This window comes from Rhizobacter sp. Root404, from assembly GCF_001425865.1.
Taxonomy (GTDB): domain Bacteria; phylum Pseudomonadota; class Gammaproteobacteria; order Burkholderiales; family Burkholderiaceae_C; genus LMDS01.
Genome location: NZ_LMDS01000005.1, coordinates 1,091,241 through 1,103,603 on the forward strand (window position 1 = coordinate 1,091,241; position 12,363 = coordinate 1,103,603).

Consider the following 12,363-nt stretch of genomic DNA (forward strand, 5'->3'; position numbering starts at 1 on the left):
GCTCCCGCCCCTATTCAAAACGACAAGCACAGAAGGATTCCAATGACTGACCTTATTTTCAACCCGGCCATCACGCAGGACTCCGTGAAGACGGTCGTGCAGCAGGAAGCGGCCAAAGAGGCTGCAACCCCTGGCGCGTTCGACCACTATTTCGCACGTGCACGTCAGAACGACCTGGACACTGGCCGAACCACGCTGACGACTCGCATGGCCATCAATGGCGTGGAGCGCTTACTGGCAGCTAGTCCGACCGGAGATGATGCCGTAGGTGGCGTCCTGCGGATGTACGGCGTGCAGCAGTTCCAGCCGGACCCCGATTCCCTGCCGCAAACGGCGGATGAGCTGGAGACCTACTTCAAGTCCAAAGGCATCCCGCAAGACCGCTGGGAAGGCATTTCGAAGCGAGCTGTGTCGCAAGCACACCTGGACTTTATTATTTCCAATCAGCAGAACGAGTTTGCTGCAACGGACCGTATGCAGAAAAACGGCTGGCTCGGAAGCGCCGGTGAAGCCACTGCCATGTTTTTTGACCCGGCCGCCACAGCACTGACGCTGGGGTCTGCAGGGGTTGTGCGCGGTGTCACCGGTATGGGTGTGAAGGCGTTCTCTCAAGGCGTCAAAGAAGTCACTAAGGCGGGTAAGTTTGCAGCCGGCGTAGGCGGCTCTGCCGTTGGTGGGTATGGCGTTGCCGCCCTCGAGGCCGATGCCAATGACCAGGAGCTCACGTTCAGCCACGGCACTTCCCTGGCCGCTCAGTTCGTGGCCATGCACCTTGGTATGGAGGGTATCGGCTACGCCGGCAAGCGCTACATCCAGCGCAAGAAGTCCGAAACCGAAGTGGGCATGGTCAAGGATACGGGCGTCGAAGTTCACCAAGACAAGGCTGACGCCGCCATCCACGGTGAAGGCCACCCTGTCAGCCCGGAGTTCAAGGACTCCGACATCCCGAACGGCAAGGGCAAACGCCCGTCCGACCCGGACCTCCAGGTCGAACCAAAGGCCGAGAGCGAGCTAGCCGACGCCGTCAAGCAGGCGAAGGGTGAACCAGCGCCAGCCAAGGCCGAGCCGAAAGCCAAGGACACCGAAATTTCAACGGTGAAATCTGCGGCAAAGGATGAGCACCTGGCTGAGATGGAAGCCGGAGCAGGTATTCAGGAACCGCATAACTCTAAGTTGCCAGAAGGCAAGCTTTATACGACCAAGTGGGGCCGGACCGACAGCGCGCCCATCAACCTGCGCTTCGAGAGCCAGCTGGACGCCGACATGTTCAAGTTGTCGTTCGAGAAGCAGGCCACCGACCACGCTGAAGTGCTCTCGCGCGTCAAGGCTGCCATGCCGGAGCTTACCGAGAAGGAAATCCTGGACGTGGCGCGCGACTTCAAGGCCACCAGCCTGCGTCACATGGTCGAGAACCACCCAACCGTGGACAGCTTCGACATCCCGGCTCACTTCGAGCAGGCGCTGGAGCACGTCCGCGGCACCGCCGTCGAGAAACCGAGCATGTTTGCCAGCAAAGCTGCGCGGGCAGGCCTGGTAGCCGTCGGTGTGGGGGCTGTGGTGACTGCTGCTGACAACGCCAACGCCTCCGTCGGTGGTGTGGCCGGCGCCGCGGGTGCCGTTCTGCAGGGCGCTGCTGGCGCTGCCGCAGTTATCGCAGGCAAGGGCAAGAAACTGTTTGTGCCGAAGACGGCGCGGCCGCAACACGGCTCGCTGGGCGACCTCCCGTTCGGCTCACGCCTGTCGGAGCGCCTGCAAAACGTCCCGCTGGGCTCGGAATACGCGCTCATCCCGGGGCTGTCGAAGTCCGAGACCGCACGCTTCCTGAGCGACATGTCCCTGACGCCCCTGGGCGGCAAAACCGGCCGTGCAGTGCAGGCCAACGGCGCCGACATCCTGAAGGACAACATCGTTGAGAGCTTCATGGGCACCGTCAAGCTCGAGCGCAGCAATGCACTGGAAGCCTGGGCCAAGTCGCGTGGCATTGCCAAAGTCGGGCTGGACTACCGCAACGACCTCATCGAACAGTTTGAAACGGAGGCCACGCTTTACAAGAAAAACCCGGCCATGAACGCCGACCCGGCGCTGCGCAAGTACGCCAACGAGGTCGCCAAGCGCGAAGCCCAGGCCCTCCAGGAATTCCAGGCCGTTGTAGAGGCCCACAAGGCCGCCGGCACGAAGTTTGAAGCTGACAGCCCCGCCCTGGCGCTGGCAGCCCTGCAGGCCGACCCGGCCTACGTACGTTTGATGCACAACTACGAGCGCGCGCGAGACATCGCCTCCACGCACGGGCAGGACCGCATGGTCGAGGGCATTGGCGAAGCCATCCGGCTCAAACAACCCACCCTCACGGTGGAACAGGCCAACGCCAAGGCAGCCGTCTTTACCGATATCGTCATGCGCATGGAAGCGGACCCGACGCTCAGCCGCATGGCGCGGATGGACGTGACGGAAACGCTGAAGGAACTGGTGGCCCGCGGTTGGGCTGACAAGAACAAGTCCGAGGACATCCTGTCCATCTTGCAAATGATGCAACCCGAGGGCAAGCCAGGGGTCACGCAGCAGCGTCTGAAACTGGACCGCGACTACGTGCACCGCTGGACCGACGACGCCGGCAAGCCGCAGCAGTTCGCCATCAACGACCTGTATGTGAACGACCTGAGCATCACGTCGGGCGACTGGATTGAGCAACTGGCGGGAAATCGCGCGTTTCTCGAGGCATCTCTGCCACACAAGATTGACATGTCGAGCCAGACGGTATTCGAGGCCTACATCCACCAGGCATTGCAGGAAGGCGCCACGGCGCGCCAAATCGAAGTGCTGCGTGCGGCCCGGATGAAAATCAAGGGCGACGCCGGCCACACCACCGTGTTCGGAGAACCCACCGCGTTCGGCGCCACGCTGCGCCTGGTGACGGCCATCCAGATGGGCAAGCTCTTCGTCGCCAGCACGATTCCGGAAGGTATTGCCGGCCTGGCGGGTGCCAAGTTCGCGGCCAGCCACCGGCGCTCGATGCCGGGCCTGATGGACACGTTCCGCACCATCGCAGGCATGCAGCCCCACGACCCAATGACGCGCTCCATCATGGCGGCCATGGGTATCGGGGCGGAGGGCGTCGGCAGTGTTGCAAGGCACCAGATTGAGCATGGCATCGAGCAGCGCGTGATGCGGCCAGTCCAGGTAGCCGCGAGCAAGGTGTTCCGCTTCAACGGCCTGGTGGGTGCGTCCAACTTCTTCAAGGCGTTCCACGCCCGCGGCGTTGCGCAGTTCATTGCTGACATCACCCGCAACGGTGTGAAGGTGACGGACGAATACATCGCCAAGCAGCTGCACCCTCTGGGCATCACGCGCGAGATGGCAACTGAGCTGGGCAAGCTGTTCGAGAAGCACGCCAAGTTTGACAGCAAGGGCATTTTGCAGGACATGAACTTCAACGCCATCCAGGGTGAGAACCCGTGGCTGTCGGCGCAGTTCGAAGGGGCCATGCGCAAGCACGCCAAGCTGAACGCCTCCGAGGTGCCAAGCCTGGGTGGCGGAACGCCGTTGATGCGCACGGAGCTCTCCAAGGTCGCGTTGCAGTTCCTGCAGCCGGTCATGGTGGCGACGGGCCGCACGCGTCGGGACCTGGGCAACTTCGGTGCCGACCAGGCCGCCCGCTGGGCGCTGAGCTTCGTGGGTGCCACCGGTGCCTACATGGCGCGGACCTACCTGATGTACTACGACGACCCGGCAGAGCTCGAAAAGCGCCTGAAGACGTCGGAGCTCATGAAGGCAGGCTTCCGCAATTCGGTGTTCAGTGGCTTCCTGCCGCAGCTCATCGACACGGCGTTCGCAGTCACGGGCAACCGCCCCTACTTCTCGAACCAGACCGCATCGGGCCGTCCAGGCACCATCGCGCCGCCGGCGTTCTCACTCGGCTCCCAGCTCATCGGGGCGGTGTCGACCACGGCCAAGGTGGCCACCGGCCGGCCAGTCAGCAAAGGCGACGTGCGCTCCGCACTGAGCACCGTGCAATTAGGTCAATGGTGGACGCAGCCGGTTGTCAACATGCTGGCCAACGAGTTCCCCAAGCGTCTTCCACGCCCGCCCAAGGCTGAAGACTAACAACACGCCCCTTGTATCCCCTAGTGCATGCAGGGGGCGTTGTTCCATCCATTCCATTACGAAAGACCGTAAATGACCACAATCAATTTCCTCGGTGACGGCGTGACCCGCGGGTTCGACCTGCCCGGCCTGGTGACCACCGTTGCCTCGGCCACCGTCGACGGCGTCGTCCAGCCCTACTTCGCGCTGACCCCGTCCTGGGACCTCCTGTTTGAAACGGCGCCGGCGCAGGGAGCCAACATCACCGTGGCCTACAGCGACGTCGATGCCACCGCGTCCGATGAGGGCAGCGACGGCTCCAGCCGCGTGTATCAGTTCAAGTCCATCACGCCGGCCTCGCGCCTGAGTCTGCAGAAGGTCAACTTCACCGATGTTGCCGCGCAGAACGTCGCGCTGTTCGACCTGGTCGGCGCCAAAACGGGTGACCACATCACCATCTACATCGAGACCAAGCCAACCGCCACGCCGCACATCGCGTTCGTGCTGCCGGTCGAGTTCGCCTACGGCCGCATCTCGGTCATCAACCTGGCCACCCCTGTGCCGGCCGATGGCGGCGTGCCTTCGACCTCGCAGCAGTTCGTCATGACGGCCGACATGGTGGGCACGGCCCTGGTGGGCGCCCCGAGCGCGCCGGGCATCCGCACCGTGGCCTCCGGCACGACCGAGTTGCTGCTGGCGCCGCTGGCGCTGTCCAACGGCAGCAAGCTGACGTCGCTGAACCTGTTCTCGCGTTCAGGCTACTTCACCACCGTGACCGAAGCCAAAGACTTCCCGTCGGCGGACATCGGCACCCAGGTCACGTTCTACGTTCCGGGCCACCATGGCCGGGCGCTGTACCTCGAGGACATCATCGCCAACAGCGTGCAGATGTATGCCGACCAGCGCATCTCGGTCTCGCTCGAAGTCAGTGCACGCACGGGCACCCTGGGCTGGGGCACGCGCGGCACCGTCAGCTGGTCGACCAACGCCAACGGCAGTGTGGACACCACCACCATCACCGGCACCACCTCCCTGACGCGCACGGCCGGCACCAACGGCTTCTTCCGTCAGCTGGTGCCCGGCGCCATCAACGTGCCCAACTCGTTCCTGAGCGCGGTGCGCTTGCGCCTGACCATCACCGGCTATCCGGGAACCCCAGCGACCTCGGTTGCAGCTGCTGTCGCCTACAAAGACGCTGTGCTGTTCACCTAAACCTTTTACGTTTTCCCATTCGCGGCCCCCTGGAGCAATCCGGGGGGCCGCTTCCGTTTACGGAGCACAAATGTCTACCCCCGATATCACCGAAATCAAGCAAGAACTGCGAGACGTCGTCAAGGTTTCGCAAGCCACCCAGCTCACGCTCGTCGAAATCCTGTCAGAGCTGCGCGTCGTCAAGCCCCGCGTGGAAAAGCTCGAGGCCCGCGTCGAAACGCTGCACGAATCGAACCTGAAGATGCGCGGCATCCTGGCCCTCATCACCTTCCTGGGCGCCCCGGCCACCGCTGGCATCGTCCTGTTCATCGCCAAGCACTAAGGAGAGCGCCATGAGCGAAAAAGCAAGCAAATCAGCCATGGACGGCCTGCACGGCACCGTCGCCAACATCCTGGCCAAGGAAGTCCAGACCAAGAAGCCCATCGTCGACTGCGACGGCAAGGTCATCGGCGAGATGTACGACAAGCAGATGCTGAGCCTCGCCATCAAGTTTCTGAAGGACAACAACATCACCGGTGTGGCGAAGGAAGGCAACGCCCTCCAAGCGCTGCGCGACGCAGCAGCCAGCACCCCGTTCGGCGCCGAAGAACTCGGCCAGACCCTCCCACCCCAGTTCAACCATTAACGGAGGGCAACCATGGTCACCTACCCCACCCGCGACACATCCTTGCTCGACCCCGAGTTGAAACGGCTGTGTGAAGCATTCCTTAGTGAATGCAAGCTCGCCGGCCTGGACATCCGCGTCACTCAGACCCACCGCTCCGCTGAATACCAGAACTCCCTGTTCGCGCAGGGCAGAACCCAGGCCCAACTGGACGCCAAGGGCATCCGGGCCAAGGCCCGCCCTGACCTGCCCCAGGTCACCAAGGCCACCGCAGGAAACAGCCCCCACGAATGGACCAAGAACGGCCAACCGTGGGCCCGGGCCTTCGACATCGTCGTCATCAACCCGGACGGCAAGGCCAACTGGGACGCAGCCACGAAACCCTGGAAAACCGCCGGTGCCATCGGCGTGAAGCTGGGGTTGGACTGGGGTGGCGCCTGGACTGGCTTCCAGGACCCACCGCACTTCCAGCTGCCGAACTGGCGCACCCGCCCTTAAACCCCCTGCAGGCCCCTTCGGCCCCTCGTCCGACACCAGGTAGCCCCTGGTCCGCGCGGGGGGCCCTAGCGGCCGGCAGAACCCCCTGAAGACCGGAGACAAATGAAGCTCTACAACAAAGAACTCGGCAAGCTCAATGACTTCCGGAACTGCCTGATTCTCGTCTGGGCGTTCCTGAAGATGGACATGCCCGATTTGGTCCAACTGGACATGTCCAAGTACCTGCAGCAAGGCCCTGACAAGCTCATCATCCAAGCGTTCCGTGGTGTTGGCAAAACTTGGATTACGGCAACGTTCGTTTGCTGGTGCCTGCTGATGAATCCGGACCTGAAAATCCTTATCGTCAGTAAGAACGCGGGCAAGGCCATCGAGATTTCGACCTTTATCCGCAAGCTGATGCGCGAATGCTCCCTGTTCCAGCACCTGAACCCTGACTCGCCGGCCAACATGGGCCAGAACACGATGCAGAAGTTCGACGTGGTGGGCTGCAACATTGCCGTGGCCCCTTCCGTCAAGGCCGTGGGTATCACCGGCGACGTGGTGGGCTCGCGCGCGAACATCATCATCCCCGACGACATCGAGACGGTCACCAATTCGCTGACGCAGAACATGCGCGACGACCTCTTGCGCCTGGCGTCCGAGTTCGGCGCCGTGCTGTCCCCTGGCGGGCGCATTATCTACCTGGGAACGCCCCAAACGGAGCAGACCATCTACTCGAAAATCGAGAAAAAGGGCTACGAAATCCGCGTCTGGCCGATTCAATACCCCTCCGAAGAGCAGATGGCGAACCCGACCTATTGCTCACGCCTGGCGCCGCTCATTAAGGACGCCTGGCTGCCCTCCAAGGCCAACAAGAGCGTCGGCATTCCCCGCTTCGATGCCGCTTTCATCCTCGCCAAGCAGGCCGAAGGCTATTCCTGGTTCATGCTGCAGTACATGCTGGACCCGACGCTGTCGGACGAGACGCGCTACCCCCTGAAGCTGCGCGACCTGATGTTCATGCACCTGAACCCGGACAAGGCACCGATACAGGTGGACTACGCGGCCGTCAAAGAGTGCGTCATCCAGGAGGAAGGCATCCCGAACATCGGCTTCGAAGGCGACCGCCTGTACAAGCCCTTCAAGCTGCATGACAGTTCCTTCGTGCCCTACGACTTCAAGGTGCTGGCCATCGACCCATCGGGCCGGGGCTCCGACGAAACCGGCTACGCCGTCATTGGCTGCCTCAAAGGCCGGCTGTTCCTGCTCGATTCAGGCGGCTTCCAGGAAGGCTACGACGACGAAGTGCTGCAGGAAATCGCCAACAAGGCGCGCGACTACCGCGTCACGAAAATCGTCTACGAGTCCAACATGGGCGACGGTATGTTCGGCAAATTGCTGTTCCCGTTCGTGGCTGCCACGCACCCAACCAGCATCGAGGAAATCAACGTGCAGGGCCAGAAGGAGCGCCGCATTCTCGACATGCTCGAGCCCGTCCTGAACCAGCACCGCCTCGTGGTCGACATCGGCGTGCTGCAGCGCGACTGCGGAAAAGCGATGCGCGGCGACCAGGAAAACATCTACAGCCTCTTCTACCAGCTCACCAGGCTGACGAAGGACCGCCAGAGTTTGAAGAACGACGACCGTATCGACGCTCTTTATTTGGCCGTGCGCTACTGCATCAATTCGATGAGCCAGGACGTCAACAAATCGGCGGAAGAGCACGTCGCCAAGATGCGCAAGGAGCACTTCGAGAAGTTCGGCCAGACCTTCAGGAAGTCCCTGCTGGGCCGCCACGCCAAACCCGCCGGAGGGGGCATGCTGCGTCGGTAATGACGCGTAGCGTCAGCTTGGCCGGCTGGAATCTGGTTGGCCAAAGTTGCTACACGGTTGTTCCTGGGGGGTCCTTTTCATCAAGAAATAGACCCCCTTGGTTCAACCAAGTTGCCTGCGGCTCGTCAGAGTAGACGTGTATGGAATAGAACTAAGAACCCCCCAGGTTGAACCATGGTTGTTCATGGTTGATACAAAGATGAAACTAGGTTGAACCTGGTTGAACCCAGTTGAACCTGGTCCGCGCGCGAGGCGCCGGCACGGGGTGGCACGGGGTAGCCCACGGAGTTGCTACGGGGTCGAAACCGGGTTGCCATCAACGGTGCCTTACCCCTGGATGGACTCCAGGTTGAAACCAAGGCCAGACGGTGTTGACCGAGGTTGAGGAGTCCGGGTTGGAACCAGGGTGGTTCTTCCGTTGCTGCTCAGTTGCCGAGCGAAGCGAGGTGGTTGGACAGGGTTGGACTTGGGTGTGGGTTCGGAAATTTTGCCAAAAATCTGTGACAGGGCATCGTGTGTGGCCCCCAGTTCTTCCCCCCGTAGCCCTCCGCTTCGCTCGGTCTACGCGGGGGAAGGCAACACTCCTCTCGATTGCAGTAGGGGGGCCACACTCGCGAGGCTAACTGTTGCAACCCTTTTTCGAATGCAGGACTCACGCCCATTGCAAGGCGAGACCAGGTCCACCCTTGAACGGCGATACCAGGGGCCACTCGCTTCGCTCGGACCCAACGCACGTTCGAACTGCGATACCAGGCACCCAACCAAGGCCAACGCAACGCAGGCTCAACACCCTCGCTTCGCTCGGTCAGGTCCGACGATGAATCGACCGGTCAGGTCAACGATGAATCAACCAACCAACCCACGTCGCAACGCAGACCCAACCAAGACCCAACGCAGTCGTACCTCCGTTGCAACCCAGCTCGCTTCGCTCGCAACAACCCAGGTTCAACCACCTCGCTGCGCTCGGTAGGGCACCACGGTCAACGCAGACGGACCAGGTTGTGACCAAGAGAGCAACAGAGTTCAACCAGGGCCAACAGGCTCGCTGCGCTCGGAAGCCCACCCAAGTTGCAACCAGGGCAACTGAAGACAACGGGGATTGACGCCGTCCGACCGGGTTAAGAGCACCAGGTTGGAACCAGGACAACTTGCGCCGTCGCCGGCGGTCCGGGTTGGAACCAAGGCTGTTGGAGTTGATTGAAGGATAACAACCAGGAAGCACCCAAGATGACAACAAAGGAACGTTCGGCCAAGGAAAAGGCTGTGGGCTTGGAGTGCTCGCCGTGGGTCAAGTTTGGCCGTAGTGGGCTGCGCACGAATTGAAGAAGCGCCGGGGATTGCGAAACGGCTGCGCGCCAGTGCTGGTGCGGGTTGCGCGAGGTTGTGCGAGTTGAAAGGCCTGTTGGATGAGATATCAACAGGGGTGATAACAGGGTCGATAGGCTTTTACTATTGGATTGCGATTTCTCGATAGAAACAAATCATCGGTCAAAAGGACGAAAAAGAGGTGTTTTGAGCATGTTGGCGAGTTGGCGTTGCCTATACGTTGCATAGCAGTAGAAAACAACCCAACCACAACGGAGCACACCATGAACATCAACCAAGCCAACACCATCGCCAACACTCTGAACAGCCGCGGCTGGACTGCCAGCGCAGGCGCCGACTCGAATGGCACCTTCATCAACGCAGAGACGGAAGACACCACAGTCCAAGCGTACGAATTCGACGACGCCATCGAAGTCCAGTGCATCACCGGCGGCATCGTGTTTGACTTCCGCTTCCAAGACGCTGACGACCTCGCTGCTGCACTGCCAGGCATCGTGAGCCGCTGCCACTAACTCAAGCAGTGCCCTGCCAGTAGCCCACCAAGGTGGGCCTCTGAGAGGACATTCCTTACAAGCTCTGTGATGAGAGAACCGGACCAGGCGCAGGTGTCCGTAATAACAGCGACCTACGACACTTCGGATAGACGAAGGCTTTCAGAAAGATGCGGCCACGGTTGATTCCGCGGTTGCATCCCTCAAGCACGATTCGGAGCACTGACCGGTGCACTCGAGTGTGTTTCAGGGATGCAATCCGGCATCCACAACAACCACACGAAAGCTTCTTATGAACTCCATCATCTCCGCAATTGGTTATACCGCCGCCCTCATCGTCGTGTTCTACGAAGTGAAGGCACTCTCATCGGCAGCGCTCTGGGCTTATTTCTGGCCCTCGAACGTACGCAGGATGAAGGACGGCGCCTTGGTCGCGAACGGACACGCTCCGCTCACGAATGCAGAACGGTCCCAGATGTTTGTCCGTCGTTGGCTCACCAGCTCGCTGATGCTCCACGAGGCCTACATGTGCAGAACCCAGCAGAAGCCGATGTTCTACATCAGCCCTGCACTGCTCTTCAGCATCAGTTCGTTCGGCCTCATGCTTATGCTCGGCATGACTGCACCGAACGCTGTTGCTCTCGGCGTCACGGGCCTGGTGGTGATGTTTGTGAGTTCGCAGGTGCGTGAGTTCCTTCACGCGCTCGACTTCACTGACTACTGCCTCGGCACCCTGGCGGACGCACGCAAACTGGCCACTGTCACCGCTTGATTCAGCACTGATTCAACCTTGATTCATCGCAGCCCTCGGATAACCTCCCTGGGCTGCTTTTTTTCGTCTTCAGGGCTTCTGCAGCTGCCCGAACCGGAACACCCCAGGAAACAACCATGGAAGAACCGCGCACAACACCAGGTAGCACACCACAGCACCCACGTTTACTTCGTCCATCGTTGTCTCCTTCGTTGCACAAGTATGCACATGGGGATATAGTAGCCCAAGTTTATCTGAGGTGCAACCATGTTAGACCTAGATGCAACAGCGTCCGTCCTCGATGCAGCCTTGCACCGGGACACCAAGATGACCGTGCTGATGCTGCGCACGCTAGTGCTGCTGGCGCAGCGCGGGGAGTTCGGGGCAACGCAGGAGGACCTGCAACGAACCCTGCGGATATCCCAGGCAGCGGCGTCACGCCTGATGTCCCGGTTGAGCAACCACGGCTCACCCAGTCCATGTGTTGGGACGCCGTTGGACCTGGCCTCGTTGACCTTGTCGCCCACGGATGCCCGCGTTCGTGTGTTGAAGTTGAACGCGCGCGGTCGCCGGTTGCTACACCTTTAAACCACCGAAGGCGCAAGCCGGGTGGGACGGGGTACGACCCGCTAATCTTGGCGAGATATAACCCTGATGAATAACACCAACAATACAACGGAGAACATCATGGGACGACGTGACCTGGGCAAAAGCCCACTGGACCGCACTTATCAATACAGCACCGCCGAAGGCATCAACATCACCGTGCCGGCCTTTTCGACCACCATTGCCGGCCGCGTTGCGCGAGACGTAGCGAAGCTCCGGGGCCTGACCCTGGTAGGCGAGCCGGTCTACATGGCGTTCAAGCCGAAGCAGCCACGGCGCCTGAAAGACAACGAGACGTGCACCGAGCCGGTCGACACTGGCACACGCACCCTTCCAGTGTTCTCGCCCTGCGGCTAATCCGCGAGCAAGTACGCCATGCTGGCCTCATCCACGAACATCCAGTCGTTGGGCCAGCCCTCCTCGCTTGGCAGCGGCTCAGGCATGAGGTCGTGCTGAAGCAGGAAGACCGCCAGCGCGTAGACGTCCACGAATGCATAGCTCCGGCCGACGAGCGCCTGCCCTGTTTCATCGGGCACCGGCAGCACGGGCGCGAAGGGGTCCACCTCATCGGCCGCCGCCATCACATAGCAGAGGTATGGCCCGAACGAGACGCCGTTGACGAGGGCCGTGGGCTTCTTGCAGTAGACAATGGCGCGGTGTTGAGTGTGGTTCACCGCAGCAAGTGTATAGGCGCCCTCGAGGGGTATGCTGTCGCGATGGAACCCCGCAAGCTCCCGCCCTGGCTGCCAGCTGACTGGCCTGACTACGCCGAGATTCCGACCTGGGAAGAATGGCAAGTGGCCATGGAAGAGGACCGCACGGCGGAGGCATTCCTTGCCGCCCTCGCCGCCATCGACAAAGCGAGCGAGCCGCGCAAATAGCGTTGGTGCCCCGGGTCGGACTCGAACCGACACTTCCTTGCGGAAACAGCGTCCTAAGCGCTGCGCTTCTACCGATTTAGCCACCGGGGCCGACCAGAAAA

At 61.3% G+C, this 12,363-nt stretch carries 11 protein-coding genes and 1 tRNA gene; 10 read left to right on the forward strand and 2 right to left on the reverse strand.

The annotated features are described in order from the left end of the window. Positions 1–42 precede the first annotated feature (42 nt). The 9 genes from ASC76_RS19190 to ASC76_RS19235 all read left to right on the forward strand — a co-directional run bounded on the left by ASC76_RS19190 (position 43) and on the right by ASC76_RS19235 (position 11,738). The gene (locus tag ASC76_RS19190; protein ID WP_056470104.1) at positions 43–4,101 is read left to right on the forward strand and encodes a hypothetical protein; all 4,059 of its coding nucleotides are present in this window, start codon (positions 43–45) and stop codon (positions 4,099–4,101) included. A 72-nt stretch (positions 4,102–4,173) separates the two neighbouring features. Further along, a complete protein-coding gene (locus ASC76_RS19195) occupies positions 4,174–5,292 on the forward strand; it encodes a hypothetical protein (protein WP_056470107.1) in 1,119 nt (372 codons plus the stop codon). Between the two features lie 70 nt (positions 5,293–5,362). After that, on the forward strand, positions 5,363–5,614 hold the full coding sequence (locus tag ASC76_RS19200; protein ID WP_056470109.1) for a hypothetical protein: 252 nt from the start codon (positions 5,363–5,365) through the stop codon (positions 5,612–5,614). Between the two features lie 10 nt (positions 5,615–5,624). Then, on the forward strand, positions 5,625–5,918 hold the full coding sequence (locus tag ASC76_RS19205) for a hypothetical protein (protein ID WP_157615857.1): 294 nt from the start codon (positions 5,625–5,627) through the stop codon (positions 5,916–5,918). A gap of 12 nt (positions 5,919–5,930) precedes the next feature. Next, positions 5,931–6,395 carry a M15 family metallopeptidase gene (locus ASC76_RS19210; RefSeq protein WP_056470114.1) on the forward strand — a complete coding sequence of 155 codons (465 nt, stop codon included), beginning with the start codon at positions 5,931–5,933 and terminating at the stop codon, positions 6,393–6,395. 102 nt (positions 6,396–6,497) lie between these two features. Beyond that, positions 6,498–8,207, forward strand: coding sequence for a phage terminase large subunit (gene terL / locus ASC76_RS19215; protein WP_056470118.1), 1,710 nt, complete (start codon positions 6,498–6,500; stop codon positions 8,205–8,207). Between the two features lie 1,589 nt (positions 8,208–9,796). Then, on the forward strand, positions 9,797–10,045 hold the full coding sequence (locus ASC76_RS19220) for a hypothetical protein (RefSeq protein WP_056470121.1): 249 nt from the start codon (positions 9,797–9,799) through the stop codon (positions 10,043–10,045). A 271-nt stretch (positions 10,046–10,316) separates the two neighbouring features. Continuing rightward, positions 10,317–10,796 carry a hypothetical protein gene (locus tag ASC76_RS19225; RefSeq protein ID WP_056470124.1) on the forward strand — a complete coding sequence of 160 codons (480 nt, stop codon included), beginning with the start codon at positions 10,317–10,319 and terminating at the stop codon, positions 10,794–10,796. A 633-nt stretch (positions 10,797–11,429) separates the two neighbouring features. Further along, a complete protein-coding gene (locus ASC76_RS19235) occupies positions 11,430–11,738 on the forward strand; it encodes a hypothetical protein (protein ID WP_157615859.1) in 309 nt (102 codons plus the stop codon). On the opposite strand, the gene ASC76_RS19240 is transcribed toward ASC76_RS19235, so the two are convergent. Continuing rightward, on the reverse strand, positions 11,735–12,055 hold the full coding sequence (locus ASC76_RS19240) for a hypothetical protein (RefSeq protein ID WP_056470133.1): 321 nt from the start codon (positions 12,053–12,055) through the stop codon (positions 11,735–11,737). The genes ASC76_RS19235 and ASC76_RS19240 overlap by 4 nt on opposite strands. 42 nt (positions 12,056–12,097) lie before the next feature. Here ASC76_RS19240 and ASC76_RS25550 point away from each other — a divergent pair, with 42 nt between their 5' ends. Next, positions 12,098–12,262, forward strand: a complete 165-nt coding sequence (locus ASC76_RS25550; protein ID WP_157615861.1) for a hypothetical protein — start codon at positions 12,098–12,100, stop codon at positions 12,260–12,262. 3 nt (positions 12,263–12,265) lie between these two features. Here ASC76_RS25550 and ASC76_RS19245 read toward each other — a convergent pair. Next, positions 12,266–12,352 (reverse strand) — tRNA-Leu (locus ASC76_RS19245). Between the last annotated feature and the right edge of the window lie 11 nt (positions 12,353–12,363).